29 protein-coding genes are annotated in these 23,913 nt (G+C 73.5%); 20 read left to right on the top strand and 9 right to left on the bottom strand.

From position 1 onward, the window contains the following. Window positions 1-462, bottom strand: a complete 462-nt coding sequence (locus AC0680_RS07590; RefSeq protein WP_478625799.1) for a DUF6643 family protein — start codon at window positions 460-462, stop codon at window positions 1-3. Window positions 463-708: 246 nt separating this feature from the next. On the opposite strand from AC0680_RS07590, the gene AC0680_RS07585 reads away from it, so the two are divergent. Then, window positions 709-2,079 (top strand): TerD family protein, encoded by a 1,371-nt coding sequence (locus AC0680_RS07585; RefSeq protein ID WP_478625798.1) that lies wholly within the window; start codon window positions 709-711, stop codon window positions 2,077-2,079. Between the two features lie 27 nt (window positions 2,080-2,106). Here the strand turns inward: AC0680_RS07585 and AC0680_RS07580 are convergent, their stop codons facing one another. Continuing rightward, the gene (locus tag AC0680_RS07580; RefSeq protein WP_478626215.1) at window positions 2,107-3,246 is read right to left on the bottom strand and encodes a glycosyltransferase; all 1,140 of its coding nucleotides are present in this window, start codon (window positions 3,244-3,246) and stop codon (window positions 2,107-2,109) included. Window positions 3,247-3,368: 122 nt separating this feature from the next. Between AC0680_RS07580 and AC0680_RS07575 the strand changes: the two genes are divergently transcribed. From AC0680_RS07575 to AC0680_RS07565, 3 genes are all read left to right on the top strand, one after another. Then, a complete protein-coding gene (locus AC0680_RS07575; protein ID WP_478625797.1) occupies window positions 3,369-4,172 on the top strand; it encodes a glutamate racemase in 804 nt (267 codons plus the stop codon). Window positions 4,173-4,226: 54 nt separating this feature from the next. Continuing rightward, window positions 4,227-4,844 carry a hypothetical protein gene (locus tag AC0680_RS07570; protein ID WP_478625796.1) on the top strand — a complete coding sequence of 206 codons (618 nt, stop codon included), beginning with the start codon at window positions 4,227-4,229 and terminating at the stop codon, window positions 4,842-4,844. Between the two features lie 104 nt (window positions 4,845-4,948). Further along, window positions 4,949-5,452 (top strand): NUDIX hydrolase, encoded by a 504-nt coding sequence (locus AC0680_RS07565; RefSeq protein WP_478625795.1) that lies wholly within the window; start codon window positions 4,949-4,951, stop codon window positions 5,450-5,452. Between the two features lie 19 nt (window positions 5,453-5,471). On the opposite strand, the gene AC0680_RS07560 is transcribed toward AC0680_RS07565, so the two are convergent. Then, window positions 5,472-6,002 carry a hypothetical protein gene (locus AC0680_RS07560; RefSeq protein ID WP_478625793.1) on the bottom strand — a complete coding sequence of 177 codons (531 nt, stop codon included), beginning with the start codon at window positions 6,000-6,002 and terminating at the stop codon, window positions 5,472-5,474. 219 nt (window positions 6,003-6,221) lie between these two features. Here AC0680_RS07560 and AC0680_RS07555 point away from each other — a divergent pair, with 219 nt between their 5' ends. The 3 genes from AC0680_RS07555 to AC0680_RS07545 all read left to right on the top strand — a co-directional run bounded on the left by AC0680_RS07555 (window position 6,222) and on the right by AC0680_RS07545 (window position 9,477). Next, window positions 6,222-7,070, top strand: coding sequence for a 3-hydroxybutyrate dehydrogenase (locus tag AC0680_RS07555; RefSeq protein ID WP_478625791.1), 849 nt, complete (start codon window positions 6,222-6,224; stop codon window positions 7,068-7,070). Between the two features lie 85 nt (window positions 7,071-7,155). Next, on the top strand, window positions 7,156-9,147 hold the full coding sequence (locus AC0680_RS07550) for a helix-turn-helix domain-containing protein (RefSeq protein ID WP_478625790.1): 1,992 nt from the start codon (window positions 7,156-7,158) through the stop codon (window positions 9,145-9,147). A 90-nt stretch (window positions 9,148-9,237) separates the two neighbouring features. After that, window positions 9,238-9,477 carry a CsbD family protein gene (locus tag AC0680_RS07545; RefSeq protein WP_478625789.1) on the top strand — a complete coding sequence of 80 codons (240 nt, stop codon included), beginning with the start codon at window positions 9,238-9,240 and terminating at the stop codon, window positions 9,475-9,477. 75 nt (window positions 9,478-9,552) lie between these two features. Here the strand turns inward: AC0680_RS07545 and AC0680_RS07540 are convergent, their stop codons facing one another. Continuing rightward, window positions 9,553-10,917 (bottom strand): MFS transporter, encoded by a 1,365-nt coding sequence (locus AC0680_RS07540; RefSeq protein ID WP_478625788.1) that lies wholly within the window; start codon window positions 10,915-10,917, stop codon window positions 9,553-9,555. A gap of 186 nt (window positions 10,918-11,103) precedes the next feature. On the opposite strand from AC0680_RS07540, the gene AC0680_RS07535 reads away from it, so the two are divergent. Genes AC0680_RS07535 through AC0680_RS07525 form a run of 3 tightly spaced genes read left to right on the top strand, consistent with a single transcriptional unit; the run spans window position 11,104 to window position 12,585 of the window. Beyond that, window positions 11,104-11,283, top strand: coding sequence for a ribbon-helix-helix domain-containing protein (locus tag AC0680_RS07535; RefSeq protein ID WP_478625786.1), 180 nt, complete (start codon window positions 11,104-11,106; stop codon window positions 11,281-11,283). 1 nt (window position 11,284) lies between these two features. Then, a complete protein-coding gene (locus tag AC0680_RS07530; protein WP_478625784.1) occupies window positions 11,285-11,629 on the top strand; it encodes a VOC family protein in 345 nt (114 codons plus the stop codon). Between the two features lie 38 nt (window positions 11,630-11,667). Then, entirely contained in the window at window positions 11,668-12,585 is a 918-nt protein-coding gene (locus AC0680_RS07525; RefSeq protein WP_478625782.1) for a class I SAM-dependent methyltransferase, read from the top strand. 91 nt (window positions 12,586-12,676) lie between these two features. Here the strand turns inward: AC0680_RS07525 and AC0680_RS07520 are convergent, their stop codons facing one another. Next, window positions 12,677-14,011, bottom strand: a complete 1,335-nt coding sequence (locus AC0680_RS07520) for an alpha/beta fold hydrolase (protein WP_478625781.1) — start codon at window positions 14,009-14,011, stop codon at window positions 12,677-12,679. A 70-nt stretch (window positions 14,012-14,081) separates the two neighbouring features. On the opposite strand from AC0680_RS07520, the gene AC0680_RS07515 reads away from it, so the two are divergent. After that, on the top strand, window positions 14,082-14,699 hold the full coding sequence (locus tag AC0680_RS07515; RefSeq protein ID WP_478625779.1) for a TetR/AcrR family transcriptional regulator: 618 nt from the start codon (window positions 14,082-14,084) through the stop codon (window positions 14,697-14,699). A gap of 54 nt (window positions 14,700-14,753) precedes the next feature. Here the strand turns inward: AC0680_RS07515 and AC0680_RS07510 are convergent, their stop codons facing one another. Then, the gene (locus AC0680_RS07510) at window positions 14,754-15,476 is read right to left on the bottom strand and encodes a helix-turn-helix transcriptional regulator (protein WP_478625778.1); all 723 of its coding nucleotides are present in this window, start codon (window positions 15,474-15,476) and stop codon (window positions 14,754-14,756) included. Window positions 15,477-15,621: 145 nt separating this feature from the next. Here AC0680_RS07510 and AC0680_RS07505 point away from each other — a divergent pair, with 145 nt between their 5' ends. The 5 genes from AC0680_RS07505 to AC0680_RS07485 all read left to right on the top strand — a co-directional run bounded on the left by AC0680_RS07505 (window position 15,622) and on the right by AC0680_RS07485 (window position 18,443). Next, window positions 15,622-16,167 (top strand): DUF2231 domain-containing protein, encoded by a 546-nt coding sequence (locus AC0680_RS07505; RefSeq protein ID WP_478625776.1) that lies wholly within the window; start codon window positions 15,622-15,624, stop codon window positions 16,165-16,167. A 139-nt stretch (window positions 16,168-16,306) separates the two neighbouring features. Next, entirely contained in the window at window positions 16,307-16,735 is a 429-nt protein-coding gene (locus tag AC0680_RS07500) for a hypothetical protein (RefSeq protein ID WP_478625775.1), read from the top strand. Window position 16,736: 1 nt separating this feature from the next. Continuing rightward, window positions 16,737-17,396, top strand: coding sequence for a GTP cyclohydrolase I FolE (folE, locus tag AC0680_RS07495; protein WP_478625773.1), 660 nt, complete (start codon window positions 16,737-16,739; stop codon window positions 17,394-17,396). Between the two features lie 49 nt (window positions 17,397-17,445). Further along, the gene (locus AC0680_RS07490) at window positions 17,446-17,838 is read left to right on the top strand and encodes an ArsC/Spx/MgsR family protein (RefSeq protein ID WP_478625771.1); all 393 of its coding nucleotides are present in this window, start codon (window positions 17,446-17,448) and stop codon (window positions 17,836-17,838) included. Between the two features lie 134 nt (window positions 17,839-17,972). Next, window positions 17,973-18,443 (top strand): hypothetical protein, encoded by a 471-nt coding sequence (locus AC0680_RS07485; protein WP_478625769.1) that lies wholly within the window; start codon window positions 17,973-17,975, stop codon window positions 18,441-18,443. Window positions 18,444-18,543: 100 nt separating this feature from the next. Here AC0680_RS07485 and AC0680_RS07480 read toward each other — a convergent pair whose 3' ends face one another. Beyond that, on the bottom strand, window positions 18,544-19,164 hold the full coding sequence (locus tag AC0680_RS07480) for a TetR/AcrR family transcriptional regulator (protein WP_478625768.1): 621 nt from the start codon (window positions 19,162-19,164) through the stop codon (window positions 18,544-18,546). A 48-nt stretch (window positions 19,165-19,212) separates the two neighbouring features. Here AC0680_RS07480 and AC0680_RS07475 point away from each other — a divergent pair, with 48 nt between their 5' ends. Beyond that, window positions 19,213-19,770, top strand: coding sequence for a GNAT family N-acetyltransferase (locus AC0680_RS07475; protein WP_478626213.1), 558 nt, complete (start codon window positions 19,213-19,215; stop codon window positions 19,768-19,770). Between the two features lie 94 nt (window positions 19,771-19,864). Here AC0680_RS07475 and AC0680_RS07470 read toward each other — a convergent pair whose 3' ends face one another. Beyond that, window positions 19,865-20,278: a VOC family protein gene (locus AC0680_RS07470; RefSeq protein ID WP_478625766.1), complete on the bottom strand. Its 414-nt coding sequence runs from the start codon at window positions 20,276-20,278 to the stop codon at window positions 19,865-19,867. 143 nt (window positions 20,279-20,421) lie between these two features. Between AC0680_RS07470 and AC0680_RS07465 the strand changes: the two genes are divergently transcribed. Next, on the top strand, window positions 20,422-20,682 hold the full coding sequence (locus AC0680_RS07465; RefSeq protein ID WP_478625765.1) for an alpha/beta hydrolase: 261 nt from the start codon (window positions 20,422-20,424) through the stop codon (window positions 20,680-20,682). 204 nt (window positions 20,683-20,886) lie between these two features. After that, a complete protein-coding gene (locus AC0680_RS07460; protein ID WP_478625763.1) occupies window positions 20,887-21,618 on the top strand; it encodes an SDR family oxidoreductase in 732 nt (243 codons plus the stop codon). Between the two features lie 136 nt (window positions 21,619-21,754). On the opposite strand, the gene AC0680_RS07455 is transcribed toward AC0680_RS07460, so the two are convergent. Further along, the gene (locus tag AC0680_RS07455) at window positions 21,755-22,690 is read right to left on the bottom strand and encodes an NADP-dependent oxidoreductase (RefSeq protein WP_478625762.1); all 936 of its coding nucleotides are present in this window, start codon (window positions 22,688-22,690) and stop codon (window positions 21,755-21,757) included. 122 nt (window positions 22,691-22,812) lie between these two features. Here AC0680_RS07455 and AC0680_RS07450 point away from each other — a divergent pair, with 122 nt between their 5' ends. Continuing rightward, entirely contained in the window at window positions 22,813-23,808 is a 996-nt protein-coding gene (locus AC0680_RS07450) for a GlxA family transcriptional regulator (protein ID WP_478625760.1), read from the top strand. Window positions 23,809-23,913: the final 105 nt, after the last annotated feature.

Genomic DNA, 23,913 nt, shown 5'->3' with positions numbered 1-23,913 from the left:
TCAGTACCCGCGCGGGTACTGCCGGCCGTACGGATCGTCGTACGGGGCGGCCGGCCGGGGCGCGACCGGAGCGGCGGGCCGCATCGCCTCATACCCCGTGCCCATGCCGGGCGCCGGGCGCTGGGGCTGGGGCTGCTGCGGGGCCTGGTAGCCGCCACGGACCCCCGCCTGCTGGGGGATGTACGGCGCCGGGGCGTGCTGCAGCGGAGCGACCGGCTGCGCGGCGGCACCCGGGTACCCCTGCGCCGGCGAGGGGTGCGAGGGAGCGGCCGGCAGTGCCGGAAGCGCCGAGGGCAGCGCCGGCAAATAGGACGAACCCGTGTCGTAAGGGGAGGGGTTCACCCGGATCGGGGCGATCTGGGGCGTGCCCCGCTCTGCGACGAGGCTGTCGTAGATCGGGGTGTCCGGGAAGGAAGGCGAAGCGTAGTAGCCGCCGCCGTAGGTAGAGCGGGGGGAGGTCATGCGTCATAAGTTAAGCCCACCATGTGCTGATTGGGGAGCCTGAAAAGAGGGTTGTTTTACGTGTTCGGAGAGGTCATGGATCGCCAATGCGAGCGAACTTGGGAAAATCGGTCGCGATCGCCCGTAGGGATCGTGTAAAGACCTGGCTTCTCGCGGGTGAACAGGGGACGTTCGGCGCGGTTCGGGCCAAGTAGGTTGGGAGTGCCACCACTGACGGGGCACGGCGGACGAGAGGAAGGCGCAGCGATGTCGATGCTCAAGGGCGGCAACGTCCCGGTCCCGGCCCAGGCGGTCCGGGTGGAACTGGGCTGGCGGACCGCCCCCGGGACGCCGGACGTGGACGCCTCCGCGCTGCTGCTGGTGTCCGGAAAGGTCCGCGACGACGGCGACTTCGTCTTCTACAACCAGGCCGCGCACGCCTCCGGCGCCGTGCGCCACGAAGGCAAGCGCCCGGCCGGCGGTGCGATGACCGACACCCTCACCGTCGCCCTGGCCGCCGTCGAACCCGCCGTCGACAAGGTGGTGCTGGCCGCCTCCGCCGACGGCGGCGCCTTCGGCGGCGTCCCCGGGCTGCACATCCGGGTGCTGGACGCGGCGAGCGGCGCCGAGATCGCCCGCTTCGACAGCCGGGACGCCACCACGGAGAGCGCCTTCGTGCTCGGGGAGCTCTACCGGCGGCAGGGCGGCTGGAAGTTCCGTGCGGTGGGGCAGGGCTACGACACCGGACTCGCGGGCCTCGCCACCGACTTCGGCATCAGCGTCGAGGAGCCCGCGGCGCCGCAGGCCCCCGCGCCCGCCCCGGCCCCCGCCCCGGCTCCCGCGCCCCCGATGGCGGCGCCTGCGCCCCCCGTGGCACCTGCTGCGCCCCCGTTGCCGACGGGTCAACCAGCGGCGTCAATTCCGCCCCCGCCGGGGCACCCCGCGCCGGTCTCCGCGCCCCCTCCGATTCGTCTGACAAAAGTCACCCTCACGAAGGAGGCCCCAGTCGTTTCGTTGACGAAGCAGGGCGGCACCTCCGGGGCGATGCGGGTGAACCTCAACTGGAGCAGCGGCGGCGCGGGCAAACGGCTGACCAAGAAACTCGGCCGCAAGGCGATGCAGGCCATGGGCGCCCGCGGCGCGCTGCTGCCCTCGTCGGGCGAACTGGACCTCGATCTGTGCGCGCTGTACGAACTCACCGACGGCGCCGCCGGAGTGGTCCACCCGCTCGGCAACAACTTCGGCACCCTGCACGCACCGCCGTACATCCAGCTCGACGGCGACGACCGCACCGGCGCGGTCGCGGCCGGCGAGAACCTGACCATCAACCTCGACCACCAGGCGCGCATCAAGCGCATCCTGATCTTCGTCACCGTCTACGCCGGGGCCCGCAGCTTCGAGGGACTCAGCGCCACCGTCACCCTCCAGCCCCAGCACGGAGCCCCCGTCGAGTTCTCGCTGGACGCCTGCACGGTGCCCTCCAACGTCTGCGCGCTGGCCCTGATCACCAACACCGGCAGCGAACTCGTCGTCCAGCGCGAGGCCCGCTACCTCGTCCCCGAGCCCGGCATCAGCCCGCAGCGCACCGTGGACCACGCCTACCGCTGGGGCCTGGACTGGTCCCCGGCCAGCAAGTGACGCGGGCTTCGAGCGGGCGGACCGGCGTCAGTACGTCCGCCCCTTCCAGGCCGCGCCGCGCCCCCGGTAGTGCTGGACGGCCGAATCCACCGTCATCAGCAGATAGAGCAGTGCGGTGAACGGCAGCAGCGGCGCCGCCCAGGCCGGCTGCCCGTAGTAGCGCAGCGTCGGCAGATACGTCCCGCACATCACCGCCCACGCCGCACCGCCCAGCACCGCGGCCGCCGGGCCGCCGCCGACCGGCCCGGCCGCCAGCGCGAGCGGCGGCGCCAGATACACCAGCGCGAGTCCGAGGACCGTGCCGAGCAGCAGCAGCGGCTGATGCCTCAGCTGGGCGTACGCGCTGCGCGAGACCATCCGCCACAGTTCGGCCAGCCGCGGATACGGCCGCACGCTGTCCACATGGTCGGCCAGCCCCAGCCAGATCGTGCCGCCGCACCGCCGCACCGCCCGCGCCAGCGTCACATCGTCGATCACCGCGCCCCGGATCGCCTCCGGGACGCCGGCCCGCTCCGCGGCCTCCCGCCGCAGCAGCACACAGCCGCCGGCCGCCGCCGCGGTCCGCGCCCCCGGCCGGTTCACCCAGCGGAACGGGTAGAGCTGCCCGAAGAAGTACACGAACGCCGGCACGATCAGCCGTTCCCAGAACGTCACCACCCGCAGCCGGGCCATCTGCGACACCAGATCCAGCCGTGCCGACCGGGCCGCCGCCACCAACTCCCGCAGGCTCTCCGGACCGTGCGCGATATCCGCGTCGGTCAGCAGCAGATACTCCGGCGCCATCCGCTCCCGGGCCAGCGCGATCCCATGGCGCAGCGCCCACAGCTTGCCCGTCCACCCCGGCTCGGGCTCACCGGGCGAGGCCACCGTCAGCGGCAGCCCGCCCCGTGCGTCGGCCAGCTCACGGGCGAGCGCGCCCGTGCCGTCCGTACTGCCGTCGTCGACCAGGAACACCTCCGCCCGGCCCGGGTACTTCTGCCCCAGCAGCGAGGGCAGGCTCTCCGGCAGCACCGCGGCCTCGTCCCGCGCCGGGACCACCACCGCGACCGACGGCCAGCGCCCGGGATCCCGGCGGTCCGGCAGCCGTACATCGGTACGCCAGAAGAAGCCCTGCCCCAGCAGCAGCCATGCCCAGGCCACCAAGGACCCGGCACCGATCCAGCCCATCGCTCCCACCCGCGCAGTCTGCCGCACCACCGCGGCGACGGCCCGGCTTGCCGGCCACGTGTCCCGACCGGACGCCCCGGCCGGTATGACAAGTCGGACGTCCGGCCCGGTAAAGTGTCCGGGTGAAGATCGCGCTGATGGACTCCGGGACCGGGCTGCTCGCGGCGGCGGCCGCCGTACGGCGACTGCGGCCGGACGCGGATCTGGTCCTCTCCTCCGACCCCGACGGCATGCCCTGGGGCCCGCGCACCCCCGACGACGTCGCCGAGCACGCCCTGGCGGTGGCCCGCGCCGCCGCCGCGCACCGCCCCGACGCGCTGATCGTCGCCTGCAACACCGCGTCCGTCCACGCGCTGCCCGTCCTGCGGGCCGAGCTGGAGCCCGCCATCCCGGTCATCGGCACGGTCCCGGCCATCAAGCCCGCCGCGGCCGGCGGCGGCCCCTTCGCCATCTGGGCCACCCCCGCCACCACCGGCAGCCCCTACCAGCGGGACCTGATCGAGCGCTTCGCGCGCGGCGTGACCGTCGCCGAAGTGCCCTGCCCGGGACTCGCCGACGCGGTCGAGGCCGCCGACGAGGCCGCCATCGACGCGGCCATCGAGGCCGCCGCGGCCCGCACCCCCCGGGACGTACGGGCCGTCGTCCTGGGCTGCACCCACTACGAGCTGGTCGGCGACCGGATCCGCGCCGCTCTTCAGCAGCCCGGCGCCCCCGCGCTCGTCCTGCACGGCTCGGCCGAGGCCGTCGCCGCCCAGGCGCTGCGCCGCGCCGGCACCGAGCCGGCGCCCGCGGCCGCCCCGACCGGCGGACTCAGCGTGCTCCTCAGCGGCCGCCCGGCCGGACTGCCGGCCGTGGCCCTCGCCTACGCCGAGGGCCGGCTGCTCGCGGGGAGCCGTACGGACACCGCGGGCGTGCTGAGCGGCTGACCGCCCCCCTCCGGCGCACTGCCATAGCGTGCGAAGACGCGTACGCTGCGTCTCATGAGGGACCACCCCCACGAGGGGGCAGCAGCCCCCGGCGACCAAGGCAGTGCCGGCGGCGCCGACGGACCGGCGCCGCGCCCCGGCGGATCCCACGCGGAGATCCCCGAGGTCTGGCACGGCAGCGCCACCAACCGCGTCCAGTGGCTCCTGGCCGCGGTGGGGGCGGCGTGTCTCGCCCTGGGCATCGAGCTCGCCGTCGACAGCAGCTGGACCTCGGGCCTGGCGCCCCTGGTGATGTCGGTGGTCGGCTGTGTCGCGGCAGGCCTTCTGGTGCTCTTCGGCACCCTCGCCTTCGTCCATGTGGCCGTACGCGTCGACAAGGACTGCCTGGAAGTGCGGTGCGGCCATATAGGGGTGCCGCGCCGCAGGATCCCCCTCGACACCGTCGTCGACGCCGATTTCGCGCCGCAGGTCACCCCCCGCCACTGGGGCGGCTGGGGCTATCGCTGGCGCCCCGAGCAGGGCACGGCCGTGGTCGTGCGCCGTGGTGAGGGCCTGGTGCTCAAGCTCGGTGACGGGCGCACCTTCACCATCACCGTCGACGACGCCGAGGGCGCCGTCCGGGCCGTGCGCCGCCGGCTCACCCCGCGCAACGGGACCCCGGCGGGCGCCTGAGCGCGGGCCGGGCGCGTGGGCGGGACCTCCGCCCCGGAGCCGGGGACTCTCCGCGGCCCCGGCCGCCGATCCCGGCCGCCGGCCCCGTCCCGTAGGGTCGAAGCATGCCAACGCCCGACTTCATCCGTGACCTGCGGAACTCCATCGGCCGGCAGCTGCTGTGGCTGCCCGGGGTGAGCGCGGTCGTCTTCGACGACGAGGGCCGTGTCCTGCTGGGCAAGCGGGCCGACACCGGCGGCTGGTCGGTGATCGGCGGCATCCCCGAACCGGGCGAGCAGCCCGCCGAGACCGCGCTGCGCGAGGTCTACGAGGAGACCGCGGTGCGGGTCGTCGCCGAACAGGTCGTCCTCGTCGAGACCATGGCGCCCACGCACTACCCCAACGGTGACGTCTGCCAGTTCATGGACGTGACGCTGCGCTGCCGCGCGATCGGCGGCCGGGCGCGGGTCAACGACGACGAGTCCCTGGAGGTGGGCTGGTTCGCGCTGGACGCCCTGCCGGAGCTCCACGAGTACTCGCGCACCCGCATCAAGCGGGCCGTGGAGGCCGGGCCGACCTGGTTCCACGGGATGGGGGAGGAGCCGGAGGGACGGCGGTTCCCGGCGTAGGCTCCCCGGCCCCGTTCGCCTAGAGCTCCTCCGTCGACGGCTCCTCCAACGGGCCCGACGGCTCGACGGGGAGCGTGGGCAGCTGGGTGGCGCCGGGGGAGTCCGGCGAGTCGGCCGGCTCCTCCGTGTGCATCTCGCGCCGGTCCTTGCGACAGCTGGTGATCCAGGTGCCGGTGGGGCCGCTCTCGTACTGGCAGAACCAGCCGCGTACGGCCAGCGTGCCCTGGTCGCTGTCGCCCTCCCGCGGCGCCCGCAGCAGGAACTCCGACATCACGTCGCGGGCCTCCGCGCAGCTCACCGTGCCGCCGGCACCCGGATCGGCGTACAGCGCGACGTCGCCCGCCGCGCCCAGGGCGTCCTCGATCGTGCCGCAGCTCACCGGCTGCCCGGGGACGGCGGGCGAGGGGACGCCGGGGTGCTCGGGGCCCGGCCCCGCTCCCGTACCGGCGGACGACGGCACAGCGGTCGTCGTCCCGCCGTTCCCCGCTTCCCCGCACCCCGCGGCGGCCAGGGCGAACAGCACGGTCGGCAGGGCGATGAGCCTGCGCATGTCGGACTCCCTCGTGGCGGCGGTGCACTGACGGCACGTTGCGTCGTACGACGCTAGGAGCCCCGCGGGGCCGCGGCGATCCGGGACGGCCGACCGGGTGAAGTGTGCCCGGGGCCGGGCACGGTGGCACGGCGGGCGTGCTCGGCCGCCACACCCGCTCCCCGAAGTGTGGGGCCGCGGCACATCGGTGCCGCCCGCCGCGCTGCCTAGGGTGCGGACATGACCATGATCGGTACCCCAGGAACCCCAGGAGAACCAGGAATCCCGGGTGCCCCGGGCGCACCACGCACTCCGGGTCCGGTGTCCCTCGAACTCGACGGCCGCACCGCCCTCGTCACCGGCGCGGCCGGCGGCATCGGACGCGCCTGCGCACTGCGGCTGGCGGCGGCCGGCGCCACGGTGCGCGCCGTCGACCGGGACGCGGCAGGCCTGGCCGGGCTCGCCGCGGCGCTCCCGGCCGGCGCCCGCGGCGGCATCGAGCCCCGCCCCCTGGACCTCACCGACCTGGACGCCGCCGAACGGGCCGCAGAGGGCGCCGACCTGCTGGTCAACAACGCCGGTATGCAGCTCGTCCGCCCCATCGAGGCCTTCCCGCCCGAGGTCTTCCACGAAGTGCTGACCGTCATGCTGGAGGCCCCCTTCCGGCTGCTGCGCGGCGCGCTGCCCCATATGTACGCGCAGGGCTGGGGCCGGGTCATCAACGTCTCGTCCGTGCACGGGCTGCGGGCGTCGCCCTTCAAGTCCGCCTACGTCGCCGCCAAGCACGGCCTGGAAGGCCTGTCGAAGACCGCGGCCCTGGAGGGTGCCCCGCACGGCGTCACCAGCAACTGCATCAACCCCGGATACGTCCGCACCCCCCTGGTCGAGCGCCAGCTCGCCGACCAGGCCGCGGCACACGGCATCCCCGAGGAGCGCGTACTGGCCGACATCCTGCTCGCCGACTCCGCCCTCAAGCGGCTGCTCGAACCGGAGGAGGTCGCCGAGGCCGTCGCCTACCTGTGCACTCCGCAGGCGTCCTTCATGACGGGCGCCTCGCTGGTCCTGGACGGCGGCTGGACCGCGCACTGAGCGCTCGGCCCGCCCGCGCAGCGCGTCCGGTGCGAGGGCGGCGGACTCTGGCGCGCGGCGACGACCCGAAGGTATCCCTGTGACCATGCCCGACGATCAGCCGACGCCCGCGCCCGGTACCGAGTCCGCCGACGCCCCCGCCCACGACCGTGCCGAGGGCCCCGCCCCCGGCGACCTGGGCTTTCTCGGCCTGCTGGCCACCGGGGCCGCCGCCGAGGACTACGAGCGCCCGGTGCTGCTCGCCCGCGCCGAGGGCGCGCCCGCCGGCCGGCTCGCCGCACTGGAGCGGGCCAAGCTCCTCGCGCTGCGGGTGCGCACCGAGCTGGAGGACCGCCGCCGGCGCGAGGCCGAGCTGTCCGCGCTCCACGCCACCGCGCACGACCTGGCCGGGCTGCGCGACCTGGACGCCGTACTGCGCGCCATCGTCCGCCGGGCCCGCTCCCTCCTGGGCACCGAGGTCGCCTACCTCACCCTCAACGACCCGTCGGCGGGCGACACCTACATGAGGGTCACCGACGGTTCGGTCTCCGCGCGGTTCCAGCAGCTGCGCCTCGGCCTGGGCGAGGGCCTGGGCGGGCTGGTCGCACAGACCGCCCGCCCGTACGTCACCGACAGCTACTTCCACGACGAGCGGTTCCGGCACACCCGGACCATCGACTCGGGCGTCCGCGACGAGGGGCTGGTGGCGATCCTCGGAGTGCCGCTGATGCTCGGCAGCGGCGTCATCGGCGTCCTCTTCGCCGCCGACCGCCGCGAGCGGGTCTTCGAACCCGGCCAGATCGCGCTGCTGGCCGCCCACGCGGCGCACGCGGCCGTCGCCATCGACACCGCCCGCCTCCTCGCCGAGACCCGGAAGGCGCTCACCGAGCTGGAGGCCGCCAACGAGATCATCCGCGACCGCAGTGCGGTCATCGAGCGGGCCTCGGACATCCACGACCGGCTGACCGAACTGGTGCTGCGCGGTGGCGGGGTGCGGGACGTCGCGGACGCGGTGGCCGAAGTGCTGGACGGCGAGGTGGAGTTCGCCGACCCCGAGCGGGCACCGGCCGCCGCCCTGGACCGCTCCCGCGCCGACGGCCACGCCGTACGGGACGGCGACTGCTGGGTCGCCGCGGTGTGGGCGGGCGGCGAGGTCCTGGGCGCCCTGGTCCTGCGCGGCCATCCGCGTCTCGACCCCGTCGACCAGCGGACCCTGGAACGGGCCGCCATGGTCACCTCCCTGCTCCTGCTCGCCCGCCGGACCGCCGGGGAGGCCGAGGCGCGGGTGCGCGGCGAGCTGCTGGACGACCTCCTGGACGCCGCCGGCCGCGACCCCCGCCTGCTGCGCGAACGCGCGGCCCGGGTCGGCGCCGACCTGGACGCGCCTCATGTGGTCCTGGCGGCGCGGCCGGCCGATGCGCGGACATCCGGCTGCGCGGGCCCGCCGCTCCCCGCCGGCGCCGACCGCCGGCGCCTGTGGTCGGCGGCCGCCCACCTCGCCGCCACCCGCCACGGCCTGGCCGCCGTACGGGACGGCGGCGCCGTCCTGCTGCTGCCGCTCGGGCCGGACGGCGACCCGGCGCACACCGCCCGGCGGGTCGCCGCCCGGCTCCGGGCCGCGCTGCACGCCCCCGTCACGGTCGGCGCCTCGGGCCCGGTGCCGGCGCCCGCCGCCCGCCCCGCGGCCGTCGCGGACGCCTACGCCGAGGCCCGGCGCTGCCGGGAGGCGCTGTGCGTCCTGGGCCGGGCCGGACAGGGCGCGGCCGCCGCCGACTTCGGCTTCCTGGGCCTGCTGCTCGCCGACAGCCGCGATGTGGACGGCTTCGTCCACCGCACGCTCGGTGCCGTCGCCGACTACGACGCCCGCCGCGGTACGGAGCTGCTGCGCACCCTGAGCGCCTATTTCGGCTGCGGGATGAGCCCGGCCCGCACCAAGGACGAGCTGCACGTCCATGTGAACACCGTCGCCCAGCGCCTGGAACGGGTGAGCCGGCTGCTGGGACCCGACTGGCAGAGCCCGGCCCGCGCCCTGGAGATCCAGCTGGCGCTGCGGTTGCACCAGCTCTCCGGGGCCCTGGCGCGCGATACGGAGGAGTAGCGGGAGCCGGCTCCGGGTGCGCGCCCGCGCGGCCTGCGGCAGCGTGGACCCGGAGCTTTCGTTCCTTCCCGCACACACAAGGAGTTGGATATGCCGGACAAAGGCGCCAGGGACAAGATGAAGGGCAAGGCCAAGGAGAGGGCGGGCCAGGCCAAGGAGAAGGCGGGCCAGGCCATCGACGACGAGCGGATGAAGGCCGAGGGCCGCACCGACCAGGTCAAGGGCAAGGCCAGGAGCACCGTGGGAGAGGCCGAGGAGAAGATCCGCGACGCGACGGAGAACATCCGGGGCACCAAGGACTCCCTGCGGTCCAAGGGCGAGCGGCCCTGACGTCCGGCGGGGGCGTGGCGGGCCCGCTGCCCGTCTCCCGGAGCGTCCCACGGCCCGTCACGTCCCCGCCGCACATCAGGCCTTCGCCGCCTCCGCGGACTCCGCCGCCGCCCCCTCCACCGCCGTGAGATCCCGGCTACGGGTCTCCCGCGCCACGCCCACCGCGATCAGCGTCAGCAGCGCGGCGCCGATGACGTACAGGGCGATCGGCGTCGGGCCGCCGTAGTCGGCGAGCAGCGCCGTGGCGATCAGCGGGGCCGGCGCCCCGGCCGCCACCGACGAGAACTGGGCGCCGATCGAGGCCCCCGAATACCGCATCCGGGTCGCGAACATCTCCGCGAAGAACGCCGCCTGCGGCGCGTACATCGCACCGTGGAAGACCAGCCCGACGCTCACCGCGAGCAGCAGCGGCCCGAACCGGCCGGAGTCCACCAGCGCGAAGAACGGAAAGGCCCAGCCGGCGACGCCGACCGCGCCCAGCAGATAGACCGGACGGCGCCCGATCCGGTCCGACAGCGCGCCCCAGGCGGGGATGACCGCGAAGTGCAGCGCCGAGGCGATCAGCACCGCGTTCAGCGCGGTCTGCTGTCCCAGCCCGGTGTGCGCCGTCGCATAGACCAGGACGAACGCCGTGACGACGTAGTACGAGATGTTCTCGGCCATCCGCGCGCCCATCGCGATCAGCACATCGCGCCAGTGGTGCCTCAGGACCGCGACCAGCGGCGGCTTCTCCACCGCCGTGCCCTGTGCCCGCCGGGCCTCGGCGCTGCGCAACGCCGCCTGGAAGACGGGCGATTCATCCACCGACATCCGCATCCACAGTCCGACGAGGACCAGCACGCCCGAGAGCAGGAACGGCACCCGCCAGCCCCACGCCACGAACGCCGCCTGCGGCAGCAGCGCCGTCATCAGCGACAGCACACCGGTGGCCAGCAACTGCCCCGCGGGCGCGCCCGTCTGCGGCCAGGACGCCCAGAACCCGCGCCGCCGGGCGTCACCGTGCTCCGACACCAGCAGCACCGCGCCGCCCCACTCGCCGCCCAGGGCGAACCCCTGGACCAGCCGCAGCACGGTCAGCAGCACCGGCGCCGCCGTGCCGACCGCGGCGTGCGTCGGCAGCAGACCGATCGCGAAGGTCGCACCGCCCATCATCAGCAGGCTCAGCACGAGCAGTCGCTTACGGCCCAGCCGGTCCCCGTAGTGCCCGAAGACCAGCGCCCCCAGGGGCCGGGCGGCGAACCCCACCGCGTACGTCAGGAACGACAGCAAGGTGCCGACGAGGGGGTCGGACCCGGGGAAGAAGAGCTTGTTGAACACCAGCGCGGCGGCGGATCCGTAGAGAAAGAAGTCGTACCACTCGATGGTGGTGCCGATCAGGCTCGCGGCGACGATGCGCTTGAGGTCGGTGGGTGGTGGGGCAGCGGTCGCGGGGGAGGGCATCGGCACCACTTCCTGACGAGGGCAGGGACGATTCGTGTCGCCACACCGTAGGAACGTGCAGGTCAGGCGCACATGTGGTGGGACGCCACACTTCGGGCCCCGATCGTGCGCGCGGGCACCATGACGCGGAGCAGCTCCCCACGTCGACACTGCGAACTAGCTTGCTAGGATGCTAGCATCGCACTCGTGAGCGATGAGGACGTCAAGCAGTTCAACGTGTACCTGCCGATCGGGCTGATCAAGCAGGTCAAGTACCGCGCCATCGAGTCGGGCATGTCGCTGTCGGCGTTGGTCGCCGAAGCGCTGCGTGCCTACCTCGACGACGCTCATGGGCGCGAACAGCGATCGACCGAGAAGGGGGCCTGACATGGCGACCGAAGGCATCGAGGCCGTATTCCTGACCACCCACAACTGGGGCAGGGCGGCGAAGTTCTTCCAGTCGCTCGGCTACGAGTTGGAGTTCTCCACCGACCACAACTCCGGCCGGCTCCGCAACGGCGACGGACCGTACGTCTTCATCGCCGAGATCCCCGAGGACCAGGAGCCCCGGACGCAGATGGTGCTGAAGGTGCCGGACGCCGACACGTTCCGTCCCGATCCCGCCGTCGAGGTGGTCACGCCTTTCGAGGACCCCCATTACGGGACCAAGGAGATGATCGTCCGCGACCCCGACGGGCGTCTGTGGAGCCTCCAGGCTCCTGCCGAGAACTGACCGCTTCGAAGAGGACCACGTCGAAAAGGGGGAACATCGTGGCAGACGAGCAAACCGAGGAACCGGACAACACCGCGGTGCGCACCGCCCTGTGGCGGGCACTGCACGTCCAGGCCGACGCGCCACCGCATGTGCTCGAGGACGAGATCGGCCTGCGGCTGGCGGGACCCGACGGCGACTGGCGCCGCCGCCCGGACATGGACCCGCACGCCACCAGAGGATTCCGGGCGGCCATCGTCGCCCGCGCCCGTTTCATCGAGGACCTGATCGTCCGGCAGGCCGACCTCGGCGTCACCCAGTACGTCGTCCTGGGAGCCGGCCTGGACACCTTTGCCCAACGCAGGCCGGACGTCGCCTCCCGCCTACGGGTCTTCGAGGTCGACCAGCCCGGCCCCCAGGCATGGAAGCGCCGGCGCCTGGTCGAACTCGGCTACGGCGTCCCCGACTGGCTGCACCTGGTGCCGGTCGACTTCGAGGCGAGCGAGGACTGGCTCGAGAAGCTCGCCGCTGCGGGCTTCGATGCCGGTCGGCCGGCGGTCATCGTCTCCACCGGCGTCACCATGTACCTCACCAAAGACGCCACCGCGGCGACCCTGCGCCAGATCGCCGGGCTCGCCGCCGGCTCGACGCTCGCCATGACCTTCCTGCTGCCGATGGAACTGCTCGACGACGCCGATCGCCCCGGCCTCCGGGCGAGCCGGCAAGGCGCACAGGCATCCGGAACGCCGTTCATCAGCTTCTACACCCCTTCGGAGATGCTGGCACTGGCCCGCGAAGCCGGTTTCGAAGACGCCCGACACATGCCGGGATCCTCGTTCGCCGAGCGCTACTTCGCCGATCGCACCGACGGCCTGCGACCGTCCAGCGCAGAGGACCTGCTGCTGGCCACCATCCGCCGCGACGGCGGGACGCCGGCGGAACGCGGCGGCAGGGCATCGGTCGGCCGGCATGGCTGAGCTCGGACCCGTCGCCCGGCCGCCTGCCCCCTGACCGCACGGCGGCGTCCGGGTGCCCGCCACCGAGCCGGTGGCGGGCACCCGGACGACGTCACTTGTGGTCGCGGAGGAAGGCGGGGATCTCGCCGCGGGTCGGGTGGTTCGGCAGGGGGGCCGGCCTGGCCTGAAGGAATGCGGTGATGGCGGCGGCGGCCCGGTCGTTGTTGCCGTCGAGGCCGTTCCACATGTGGTGTCCGACGCCGGGCATGTACTGCGTGCGCTGGACGGCGGGATCATGGGCAAGGACGGCGGTCGCCCATTGACGGACCTGGGAGGAGCACTCGGCGATCATCAGCATCGCGGGGGTGCGGGAGTGCCTCAGCTGCGGGGCGATGGAGGGGGAGTCCCTGATTGTCTGCTGGATGCGAAGGCTGGCGGCGGAACTGAAGGAGAAGTTCTGTTCCGTGTCCTCCACGGGGATGCGGTGCGCGTCGCGCGCGCAGTAGGCGGATGCGGTGTCGCTGCCGAGATCCGCGGCGGCGAACGCGTTGTCGCCCTCGGCCTGGCCGATCAGTCCGGTCTCGGGGGTGAGGAGCCCGAGTCGCATGAGCCCGAATGCGACGGCGTACCGGGGGACGCGTGTCGACCGCGGCCCGGCCATGGCCGGCGCGAGGTCGCGCGCTGACTCTCGGCCCTTGTGACCGGTGATGTGCGCGGTGGGGCCGTCCATCGGGCCGGGGTCGGCGATGACCGCCCGGTGGAGGCGCGCCGCGACGCGCGGGTCGGCCAGCGCTCGGGTGAGTACGACCCCGCCCGAGGAGAATCCGAGGATGTCGACCCTGCCCCTGCCCAGGCGGTCGACGAAGGCGGCGAGATCGCGGACCGACCTGGAGATCGTGTACTGGCCCATGGGGAGCAGGTCGCTTCGGCCCCCGCCGGCTTGCTCGTAGGTGTAGACGTCGTAGCCCTGTCGCGCCAGGAGCTGCAGGAACCGGTGGTCGAGCACCGATATGCCGCGCACCGGCCCGCCGTTGAGGTACACGAACGGAACGGGGTGCCGGGGGGCGTGGGGCGCGGGCGGGTAGTGGTACACCGCGACCCGGCTGCCTGTGGCCAGGGCCCAGTGCTGGGTGGCCACGAAAGGCAGGTCGGGCGGGTACCGCCGGTCCGTGGGCGCGGTCGGGACGCAGACCGACGCCGTCAGCGCTGCCGCGACGACCACCGGCAGGAACGGCACGAGCCGCGCCGACCGGGTACGGCGCCGGCCTCGCCACAGTGCGACGGCAGTCGCGATCCCCAGGGTCGCCGACCACGCGGGGAGCCCCGAACCCGCCCCGTCCGTGAGGACGATGAGCGCCAGGAAGAGGATCACCAGCCCCGCGACGGCGGCCAGGGTCAGCACCAGGCGACCGGCAGCGCGGGCAGGGCGTATCACGGACGTGGGCATGAGGCCGGCCTCCAGAAGTTTCAGAACGCTGTTTCAAAACGACGTTATCAGAGTGGGTAAGCTGGTCGTCGTGGGTCGGCCGAGAACGAACGATGAGAGCGTCAAAGAGCGGCTTGTGGTGTGCGCGACCGAGATGCTCGCCACCCGTCCGCGCGAGTCGGTCACGGTCCGCGCCCTGGCAACTGTCGCGGGGACGTCGACGACGGCGGTGTACTCCTTGTTCGGCGGCAAGGACGGGCTGATCGGCGAGGTGCGCAACAGGGCCGTCGCCGGCCTGTTCCAGGAGGTCTCGGCGGTGCCGACCTCCGAGGACCCCCTCGCCGACCTCTACGCACTGGCCGCCGCGTACCGTCGATGGGGGCGCGAACACCGCCATCTCTACTCGGTGTTGTTCGGCGGTGTGCAGTCCTTCGACCCGTCGGGCGCGGTCGGCGCCGCCGACCCCGTCCGGCCGCTCCTCGCGGCGATCGAGCGCGCCGTGGCGGAGTCGGTCCTCGCCGGCGAAGCGACGTTCATCGCCCTCTCGCTCTGGGTGGCCCTGCACGGGCTGGTGACTCTCGAATTGGCCGGAGCCTTCGACGCCGCCACGGCCGAGGCCGCGTTCCGGTCGACGATTCCCGCGACGTTGCGCGGCTGGACGACCCCCGAGGTGTTCCGCGACCTTCGACGCGCCGACCCCGCCTGGTAACAGCGGCCGCAGGCCTCCAGCGACCGCTTGCCTGCGGGGCGGGCCGGCGAGCCGCTACTTCTTGCCGGCGTCGAGCTGGACGCAGCACTCGCCCGGGCGGGGCGCCAGGACGGCCTCCACGCCGCTGATCTCCATGCCTTCGAGGTAGCCGGCGAGGAAGGCGTGGTTCATCCCGCAGACCAGGTCGGGGGCCTTGCCCGCCAGGGGGTGGAAGGGGCAGTTGCGCAGCCGGAGCTGGGTGGGGGTCTCGCGGACCGGTTCGAAGCCGTGCCGGTCGAGCATCCGCTCGCAGACGTTCAGTCCGCGTTCCGCGCCGAGCCGGCCGGGGCGGGTCTGCTCGTGTTCGGCCTCGCCCAGTTCCCGGCCGCGCCGGCCGGCCGTCCGTACGGCGGCGCGCGGCGCGGTTTCCCTGTCCTCCTCGGTCAGCACGGCTTCCAGCAGGAGATCGGCGAGCAGCTCGTGGCGGCGGTCGGGGATGCTGACGCGGATGTCGTGGTCGGTGGGTTCGTAGACCTTGGGCTGGCGGCCGACCTTCCGGATCCCGGTCGGGGAGGCGTAGCGGGCGCGCAGCAGGCCGGCATCGACGAGTTTGTCGAGGTGGAAGGCGGCGAGCTTGCGGGAGATGCCCACGCTGGCGGCCGCCTCGTCCCGGGTCACGGGGCGGCGCTGGCGCCGGATGAAGGCGAACATCTTCCGCCGCGAGTCCTCGCCCAGGACGCTGACGGACTCGATCGCGGCGTCAGCCGCCGGGGGATGCGGGGTTGCGTCGGAGGCCACCTCTCCAGATTAACGCGCATTCCCGTAGGTCAAACCAGCAACCTTTCACTCGATGGGGCGTAGGGCTGCGTCCTTGACGCCTCCGCCGAATAAGACCAAAATTTGTTGGTGAAACTGAAGGCGGCGATTGAAGGTGGTGGTGGACATGGACGATCCGATGGCCGAGCGGGCCAAGGCGCCGGTGAGCGCCGCGCTGGCCGGTCCGTACGGGCACCCCTTCCATCCGATGCTGGTCACCGTGCCGATCGGCGCTTGGGTGGGCAGCCTGGTGCTCGACGTCGCGTCCCACCTGGTGCACGACCCGGCGCCCCTGGTCGCCGGCGCGCGGTGGCTGATCGCGATCGGGGTGGTCGGGGCGCTGGCCGCGGCGATGCCCGGCTTCCTGGACCTGTTCGCGATCCCGCCCGGCACCCGGGCCTTCCGCGTCGCCCTCGTCCACATGTCGCTGAACCTGCTGGTGACCGCCGCGTACGCCGGGAACTTCCTGTGGCGGCACGCGGAACGGGCGGCACCGGGCGGCGCCGGCACCGGGATGCTCGCGCTGAACGCCCTGAGCCTGGCGGCGTTGGCCGTCTCGGGACACCTGGGCGGAAGGCTCGCCTACCGCTACGGAGTCCGTGTCGCGGACGAGGTCACCCAGGCCGAGGGCTTCGCCCCCGTCCGCGGCCGCCCTGACCGGTCGGCCGACTGACCGCGACCCCGCGGCGACCACGGACCGCCCGGCCCCACGACCCGCGGCCACCACCGGCCGCACCGCCCCACAACCGCCCGGCACAGGCCGCGCGCAGCCGCTGCCGCGCCGGGATCCCCCCTTCCGACAAGGAGTCCTCATGGACATCGCCGCACTGATCACCTGGGTGATCACCGCGCTCGGCGGCTTCTACCTGCTCGGCGCCTGGCTCTCCCGCGGAGGCGCCAAGGGCGGCAGCAGCCGGCTGCCCGTCCCGGTCGTCTTCGGCCACTTCGCGCTCGCCGCGATCGGCCTGGTCGTCTGGATCGCCTACCTGATCACCGACAGGAACGCACTGGCCTGGACCGCCTTCGGGCTGCTCGTGCCCGTCGCCCTGCTCGGCTTCACGATGCTGGCCCGTTGGATCCCCGTCCGCCGGGCCGGGACCGCCACCGCGGGTGCTCCGGCCGCGCAATCCGAGCCCGCCGAGCGGCACTTCCCCGTCGCGGTGGTCGTCGCGCACGGCATCCTCGCCGTCGCCACCGTCGTCCTGGTCCTGCTCAGCGCCCTGGGCATCGGTGGCAGCTGACATGTCCCACGGACCCCACACCGCCGCGCACCCGGCCCCCGGCGATCCGGAGATACCCGAGCCGGCCCCGGCCCCGGCCGCGCTGCGCGTCGTCCGCCCGACGGACGGCATCGACCTGGCCGCCGCCGAACGTGCCGCCGGGCAGTTCCTGCGGGCCCTCGGCGTCTCCACCGAGAGCGAGAGCCTGCGGGGGACACCCGGGCGCATGGCCCGTGCCTACGCCGAGCTGTTCAGCCCCCGCCCGTTCGACCTGACCACCTTCCCCAACGACGAGGGCTACGACGAACTCGTCCTGGCCCGCAGCATCCCGGTGCGCTCGGTGTGCGAGCACCATCTGCTGCCGTTCGTCGGCACCGCCCACGTCGGCTACCTGCCCGGCCGCCGGATCCTGGGCCTGTCGAAGCTGGCCCGCGTCGTCGAACACTTCGCCTGCCGCCCGCAGGTCCAGGAACGCCTGACCAAACAGGTCGCCGACTGGCTGCAGAACCAGCTCGAACCCAAGGGCGTGGGCGTCGTCATCGAGGCCGAACACACCTGCATGACCTTGCGCGGAGTCCAGGCCACCGGCTCCAGCACCCTCACCTCGACCCTCCTCGGCACCCTGCGCAGCGACGCCCGTTCCCGCGCGGAGTTCCTCGCCCTGGCCGGGCTGACCACCTGACACCCACGGCGCGCACCGCCGCGCCGTACGCAACCGAAAGAACCGCACCATGGAGATCTGGATCAACCCCGCCTGCTCGAAGTGCCGGTCCGCACTGTCCCTGCTCGACGCGGAACAGGCCCGGTACACGGTCCGTTACTACCTGGAGGAGCCGCCGACCGCGGAGGAGATCGACACCGTCCTGCGGCGCCTGGAGCTGGAGCCGTGGGACATCACCCGCCTCGGCGAACCGGCCGCGGCCGAGCTGGACCTCGCCACCTGGCCGCGCGAACCGGCCGACCGCGCCCGGTGGATCGAGGCCTTGGCCGGCCACCCCACCCTGATCCAGCGGCCGATCATCACCGCGGACGACGGCACCGCGGTGCTGGGGCGCTCCGCGGAGTCGGTACGTGCCGTCCTGCCGCGGTCCGGCAACTCCCCGGCGCCGGCCGCGCACGCCTGACCCACCGCGCGCCGCACCGCCCTCGTGGACTGCCGACCCTGCCGCCCCTGGTGCCGGACGCCGATCAGGCGTGACGTACCGTGACGCCGATGCGATCGCCGTGGGCGCGCAGCGGCCGGGTCTCGGGAGGACACATGGCGTTCGGACAGGTGGTCCGCCGAGGTGTGCGGCTCGGTGTGCGCATCGGACTGGTGCCGACGATCGTCTTCGGCTCCGTATGGATCGTTTCCGTCGCGGGGTGGCTCCTGACCGGACCGCACCGCGGCGCCCTGGCAGGCCTGGTGCACGGCTTCACCGCGGTCGGCGGAAGCATGGCGGTCGGCGTCCTGCTCGGTGCGGTGACCGGTGGCGTACTCGCGCTGTCGCCCGAGTGGCTCGTCGCGCGGGCCCCGCTGCGGGGACTGCTTGCCGGAGCCGTAGCGAGCACGGTGTTCCTGGGCGAGACCGCAGTGGTGGCGGCCGCCACCGACGGAGGCTACGCGCCGATGCTGCTCACCCTCCTCTCCACGCCGGTGGTGGGTTTCGCGGCGGCCGCACACAGCGGGGACGTACTGGGGCGCACGCACTACCACCCGTGGCTGTGGGGCAAGGGGCGGGCCGGGTAGGCCGGCTGCACGGAACGGGCAGGCCGGGTCCGCGGACCGGGTAGGCCGGGTCCACGAACCGGGCGGGCCGGGTCCATGGAACGCTGCGCAGGCGTGGCCGTCAGGACGGGTCCGCGTCGTCGCCGTGCGGTGTGGGCGCCGACGTCAGCGACGCCAGGTAGTCGTCGAGGAGCTCCGCCTGCCGCTGGGCCGGGAACGCCGTGGGGTCGAACAGGCTCTGCACCACCAGCCCGAGCACGAAGGCCTGGGCGCCGGCCGCGATGCGTGCCGGGTCTCCGGCGGGCAGTTCGCCCAGCCGCTGGGCCGCGGCGATCAGATCGCTCAGCCTGTCGCGGCTCTGCGCGTACCTGCGGGCGTGGTCGCCGCTCAGGGCGGAGTCGGCGAGGGCGACATCCCAGGAAGACACCCAGATCCGGTTGGCGTCGGTGGCTTCGGCGTTCAGCGGCAGGATGTCGAGCAGGGCAGCCCGGACGGCGGACAGGCCCGCCGCGGCAGCGCGCCGGGGGCGGGAGGCGCTGCGCTCTTCGAGCAGGTCGAGGGCGTGCGCGACCAGGTCGCGCTTGGCGGGGAAGTAGTGGGTGAGCAGGCCGGTGGTGGCGCCGAGTTCGGCGGCGACGGCGCGCAGGGTCAGCCCGCCGAAGCCCTGCGCGGCCAACACCCGCCAGACCGCCTCGGAGACGTCGCGACGGCGGGCCTCGTGGTCCCCCTTGGTGCGTGGCATGCTGCTACCCTACATAGTCATAACGCTTGTTACGTGAATGGGGTCACCATGTTCGCCCTCCCGCTGCGGGACAACGCCGGCCTCGAGCCGCTGGAGATCTGGCACGCCGAGGAGTTCGCCGGCCACCTGGAACGGGCCCGCGAGCACATCCGGCCGTGGGTCGGGCCGGCGTTCGTCACCGACGACCTCGACGGAGCACGGGCCACACTGCGCCGGTACGCCGAACGGCAGGCCGCGGACGGCGCCCGCCTGTACGGCATCCGGCTCGACGGCGCACTGGTCGGCGGCGTGATGTTCACGGACTTCAGCGCCGCCTCGGGCTCGTGCGAGATCGGGTGCTGGCTGGAGCCGGCCGCCGAGGGCCACGGCCTGGTGACCCAGGCCTGCCGCGCCCTGCTGGACTGGGCGTTCACCTGCCGGGGGCTGCACCGCGCCGAGTGGCACTGCCGGTCCGACAACGACCGGAGCTCGGCGGTGGCCAAGCGGCTCGGCATGACGCTGGAGGGCGTACGGCGCGAATCCTGGCCCTACGCGGGCGCCCGCCACGACAAGCAGATCTGGGCGATCCTCGCCACCGAGTGGCGAGCCGAGGAGCGGGCCGGCTGACGAGGGGCCGCGGCGCCGAGTCGTCCGCGGGTCCGACCGGCCCGACTCGCGCCGGCCGTCGCGGGATCCGGGTGTGGGCCGCGGCTGCGCGCTTCTACGCCGGCGCGCTGCCGGCCCGCTCGCGCAGCGCCAGCCACTGCTGAAGCTCGATCAGGTTCCCTTCCGGGTCCGCCAAGTACGCGACGCGCATCCGGTCGCCCATCGGGCCCGGGCCCCGGACGAACTCCGCTCCGCGCGAGGTGAGTTCGGCGTGGGTGGCGTCCAGGTCTTCCACCCGCAGCACCACCAGCGCGCGATATCCCTCCGGCTCCGCCGCCAACCGCCCCAGGACGCCGGCCATCTGCGCCCGGTCCTGCAGTGCGATCGCGGCGTTCCCGGTGTCGGGGCTGAGCTTGGCGTACGGGCCGCTCTCGGCCTCGAACTGTGGCTTGAGCCCGAGCACATCCCGGTAGAAGCGGTAGACGGCGGGGAAGTCGGACACCAGCAGACGTATCTGAGTGAGTTCCATACCCGCCTTTCTAGCCCACTGCCGGCCCAAGTGCCGGACCGCTGGTGCTGCCGGTGCCGGACGGCGGCTCAACGCCGCGCGTGGCGGATCTTCAACCGTCCGAACCCCATGGTTCCGGAGATCCGGATCCTCGGCCCGCCGGGGTGGGAGCGCCGTCGTCGCCCAGAACTGGCCTGGCGGGACTGGCGCCCGCGATCGTCGCCACCGCCCAGTGCGACCCGCTGCGCGACGAGGGCCTCGCCTACGCCCAGGCCCTGCGGAACGCCGAAGTGGAGGTGGTCGTCCGCAACTACGACGGGCTGATCCACGGCTTCCTGGACATGTTCCCCCTCTCGCCCGCGGCCGACGCCGCCGTCACCGAGCTGTGCGACCAGCTCACCCGCCGGCTCAACACCACGGCCTGAGCCGCAGGCACGAACAGCGGGGCTCGTCCGCGGTCTCACGGATGCTGTCGACGGGACAGCCCCCGCGTCGATCGCCGGCGGCGATGCCGTGAGCACGCAGCGCCACCGGCACGCACCCCGGGGGTGCGCGGGCCGGCGTGCGCGGTGCACGGCATCGCCGCAATCTGGACGCATGGCCTATCGGTGTGCGACGAGAGGTGAGCCATGAAGTTCGCAGTCATCGGCGGTACCGGTCTGATCGGGTCGCAGGTCGTGACGAAGCTGAACGCCGCGGGGCACGAGGCCGTGCCGCACGCGCTGTCCACAGGTGTCGACGTGATCACCGGCCAGGGCGTGGAGGAGGCGGTGGCCGGAGCCGACGGCGTCGTCAATCTGACGAATTCCCCGACCTTCGACGACGCCTCTCCCGCCTTCTTCCAGACCTCGATGGACAACCTCGTGGCCGCCGGCCACCGGGGTGGGGTGGGGCACTTCGTCATCCTCTCGATCGTCGGCGCGGACCGGGTGCCCGACCTCGCCTACTACCGTGCCAAGGTCCTGCAGGAGGACATCCTCAAAGCCGGGCCGATCCCGTATTCGATCGTCCGCGCCACCCAGTTCATGGAGTTCATCGACGCCGTCATGGCCATGTCCACCGAGGGCGATACGGTCCGCCTGCCCCCCACCCCCATCCAGCCGATCGCCGCCCAGGACGTCTCCGACACCGTCGCCGAAGTCGCCGCCGGCACCCCTTTGAACGGAACCCTCGACGTCGGCGGGCCCGACGTCCATCCCCTCGACGAACTCGGCCGGATCACCCTGAACGCCCGGCCCGACGGCCGCACGGTCGTCACCGACGACACCGCAGGCATGTTCGCCGCCGTCGACGGCGATGTGCTCACCACCAAGGGCGGCGCACGCATCGCCCCCACCCGCTACACCGACTGGCTCACCTGAGCCACCCGCCCGCCCCGGCACTGGAGACCTCGCCATGTCGAACAACGAACGGGGTCCCGGTCGTGTCTCGTGCGGTCAGCCGCCCGGTGGCCCTGCCGTCGCGGCTCCGCTGCCGTGGTCAGGTCGGCGGGAGCGGTCAGTCGGTGACCGAGAGGACGATCTTGCCGCTGGTGCGGCGGCCGTCGGCGAGCTCGTGGGCCCTGGCCGCCTCTTCGAGCGGGAACACCGCGGCGATCTCGGGCCGCAGCAGGCCCTTCGTCACCAGGGCGGCGATCTCCCGCATGCCCGCCTGGTCGGCCTCCACCGCCATGAAGGCGGCGCGGCGCCCCAGGGAGCGCGCCTCGGCCGCCAGGTGCGCCTCGGCGGGTGAGGCGAGCGAGACCACGAAGCCGCCCTCGCGCAGGGTGCGCAGCGAGCGCGGTCCGTACTCGCCGCCGATGGCGTCGAGCACGACGTCGACGGGTTCGACGGCGCTCACGAAGTCGGTCCGGGTGTAGTCGACCAGTTCGTCGGCGCCGAGCCCGCGCAGCATGTCGTGCTTGGCCGCGCGGGCGGTGCCGATGACGTGCGCGCCCCGGGCCTTGGCGATCTGGACGGCGAGGTGGCCGACGCCGCCTGCGGCCGCATGGATCAGTACCCGCTGCCCGGCGCCCACTTCGGCGGTCTCCACCAGGGCCTGCCAGGCGGTCAGTGCGGCCAGCGGCAGGGCGGCGGCCTCGATGTGGGACAGCGCGGCGGGCTTGGGCACCACGTGACGGGCCGGCGAGGTCACGTACTCGGCGTAGGTGCCCGCCGGGAGCGGGTGGCGGGGCATGCCGAAGACCTCGTCACCGGGCGCCAGCGTGGTCACCCCGAGGCCCACGGCCGCCACCACCCCGGACACGTCCCAACCCAGCCGGATCGGCGCGTCACCCGCCAGCCCTCCGGTGGCCCGATGCCAGGAGTCGGTCGGATTGACCCCGGCCGCGTGCACCCGGATGAGCACCTCGGCCGGGCCCGGCTCCGGGCGGTCCACCTCGACCGTCCTGAGCACCTCGGGCCCGCCGAAAGAGTCCTGACTGATCGCACGCATCGCACGTCCCCCTGTCGTCGGTACGGCCGCCCCTGGTGGGCGGGCCGCGTGGGGACAAGATTTCCGCAGTGCGCCGGGGGCCGGCGAGAAGTACGCATGTCAATCAATGAAAGGATCTTGCCATGCATCGTGTCGTCGTCCTGGCTCTCGACGGTGTCTACCCGTTCGAACTGAGCATCCCCGTCCGGATCTTCGGCACCGCCGTCGGCCGGGACGGCGAGCCGCTGTACGACGTCGTCACCTGCGGCCTCGACGGCGGACCGGTCACCACCAGCGCCGACTTCACCCTCGCGGTGCCGCACGGCAGCGAGGCGCTCGCCGCCGCCGACACCCTGGTGATCCCGCCGTTCACCTGCGGCCCGGACGGACCGCGCGACTGGCTCCCGGACGAACTGGCCCGCGCGCTCGACCGGCTCCCGCCGCACGCCCGGATCGTGTCGATCTGCACCGCCTCGTACGTGCTGGCCGCGGCGGGCCTGCTCAACGGCCGCTCCGCGACCACGCACTGGCGGGAGGCGGAGCGCTTCCAGCGGGCCTTCCCCCAGATCGACGTCGACGCCAGTGCGCTGTTCATCGACGACGGGCAGGTCCTCACCGCGGCCGGGGTGGCCGCCGGGGTGGATCTCTGTCTGCACCTGGTGCGCCGCGACCACGGCAGCGAGGTCGCCAACCATGTGGCGCGGCTGTGCGTCGTACCGCCCTGGCGCGAGGGCGGCCAGGCCCAGTACATCGAACGCCCCGTCCCCAAGCCGTCCACCACCGGCACCGCCGCGACCAGGGACTGGGCACTGCAGCACCTCCACCGGCCGCTGTCCCTGGCGGAGTTGGCGGCACACGCGCAGATGAGCGTGCGGACGTTCTGCCGGCACTTCCAGCACGAGGTGGGGATGCCGCCCGGACGCTGGCTGGCCCAGCAGCGGGTGGAGCACGTCCGGCGCCTGCTGGAGACCACCGACCTGCCGGTGGAGCAGATCGCGGCGCAATCGGGTTTCGGCACCACCGCCTCGCTGCGTCAGCATCTGGCCGCCGTACTCGGCGTCTCCCCGACGGCCTACCGCAGCGCCTTCCGTACGCGGTCCCGGCTCACGCGGGCCGGTTCACCGGGGCGTCGCCGGTAGCCCGCAGGCGACGGCGGCGGTCGCCCGGCGCCGGACCGGGCGAAGGCGCCGCCGGGCGCACGGTCGGGTGCGGGATACTGCCGTACACAACTGCAGGCAAGGGGG

It is taken from the genome of Streptomyces sp. NPDC043738 (genome assembly GCF_056436545.1).
Note: the sequence above shows the minus strand (reverse complement) of the source record. Positions and strands in the feature narration are given on the sequence as shown.

What these genes read in the sequence shown, in the direction of transcription:
- AC0680_RS07485 (WP_478625769.1), top strand. Translation starts at nt 17,973, where the DNA reads ATGGCGTTCGGACAGGTGGTCCGCCGAGGTGTGCGGCTCGGTGTGCGC.
- AC0680_RS07565 (WP_478625795.1), top strand. Translation starts at nt 4,949, where the DNA reads ATGCCAACGCCCGACTTCATCCGTGACCTGCGGAACTCCATCGGCCGG.
- AC0680_RS07585 (WP_478625798.1), top strand. Translation starts at nt 709, where the DNA reads ATGTCGATGCTCAAGGGCGGCAACGTCCCGGTCCCGGCCCAGGCGGTC.
- AC0680_RS07555 (WP_478625791.1), top strand. Translation starts at nt 6,222, where the DNA reads ATGACCATGATCGGTACCCCAGGAACCCCAGGAGAACCAGGAATCCCG.
- AC0680_RS07480 (WP_478625768.1), bottom strand. Translation starts at nt 19,164, where the DNA reads ATGCCACGCACCAAGGGGGACCACGAGGCCCGCCGTCGCGACGTCTCC.
- AC0680_RS07505 (WP_478625776.1), top strand. Translation starts at nt 15,622, where the DNA reads ATGGACGATCCGATGGCCGAGCGGGCCAAGGCGCCGGTGAGCGCCGCG.
- AC0680_RS07490 (WP_478625771.1), top strand. Translation starts at nt 17,446, where the DNA reads ATGGAGATCTGGATCAACCCCGCCTGCTCGAAGTGCCGGTCCGCACTG.
- AC0680_RS07550 (WP_478625790.1), top strand. Translation starts at nt 7,156, where the DNA reads ATGCCCGACGATCAGCCGACGCCCGCGCCCGGTACCGAGTCCGCCGAC.
- AC0680_RS07475 (WP_478626213.1), top strand. Translation starts at nt 19,213, where the DNA reads ATGTTCGCCCTCCCGCTGCGGGACAACGCCGGCCTCGAGCCGCTGGAG.
- AC0680_RS07450 (WP_478625760.1), top strand. Translation starts at nt 22,813, where the DNA reads ATGCATCGTGTCGTCGTCCTGGCTCTCGACGGTGTCTACCCGTTCGAA.
- AC0680_RS07570 (WP_478625796.1), top strand. Translation starts at nt 4,227, where the DNA reads ATGAGGGACCACCCCCACGAGGGGGCAGCAGCCCCCGGCGACCAAGGC.
- AC0680_RS07455 (WP_478625762.1), bottom strand. Translation starts at nt 22,690, where the DNA reads ATGCGTGCGATCAGTCAGGACTCTTTCGGCGGGCCCGAGGTGCTCAGG.
- AC0680_RS07460 (WP_478625763.1), top strand. Translation starts at nt 20,887, where the DNA reads ATGAAGTTCGCAGTCATCGGCGGTACCGGTCTGATCGGGTCGCAGGTC.
- AC0680_RS07545 (WP_478625789.1), top strand. Translation starts at nt 9,238, where the DNA reads ATGCCGGACAAAGGCGCCAGGGACAAGATGAAGGGCAAGGCCAAGGAG.
- AC0680_RS07470 (WP_478625766.1), bottom strand. Translation starts at nt 20,278, where the DNA reads ATGGAACTCACTCAGATACGTCTGCTGGTGTCCGACTTCCCCGCCGTC.
- AC0680_RS07580 (WP_478626215.1), bottom strand. Translation starts at nt 3,246, where the DNA reads ATGGGCTGGATCGGTGCCGGGTCCTTGGTGGCCTGGGCATGGCTGCTG.
- AC0680_RS07590 (WP_478625799.1), bottom strand. Translation starts at nt 462, where the DNA reads ATGACCTCCCCCCGCTCTACCTACGGCGGCGGCTACTACGCTTCGCCT.
- AC0680_RS07540 (WP_478625788.1), bottom strand. Translation starts at nt 10,917, where the DNA reads ATGCCCTCCCCCGCGACCGCTGCCCCACCACCCACCGACCTCAAGCGC.
- AC0680_RS07500 (WP_478625775.1), top strand. Translation starts at nt 16,307, where the DNA reads ATGGACATCGCCGCACTGATCACCTGGGTGATCACCGCGCTCGGCGGC.
- AC0680_RS07520 (WP_478625781.1), bottom strand. Translation starts at nt 14,011, where the DNA reads ATGCCCACGTCCGTGATACGCCCTGCCCGCGCTGCCGGTCGCCTGGTG.
- AC0680_RS07530 (WP_478625784.1), top strand. Translation starts at nt 11,285, where the DNA reads ATGGCGACCGAAGGCATCGAGGCCGTATTCCTGACCACCCACAACTGG.
- AC0680_RS07560 (WP_478625793.1), bottom strand. Translation starts at nt 6,002, where the DNA reads ATGCGCAGGCTCATCGCCCTGCCGACCGTGCTGTTCGCCCTGGCCGCC.
- folE (WP_478625773.1), top strand. Translation starts at nt 16,737, where the DNA reads ATGTCCCACGGACCCCACACCGCCGCGCACCCGGCCCCCGGCGATCCG.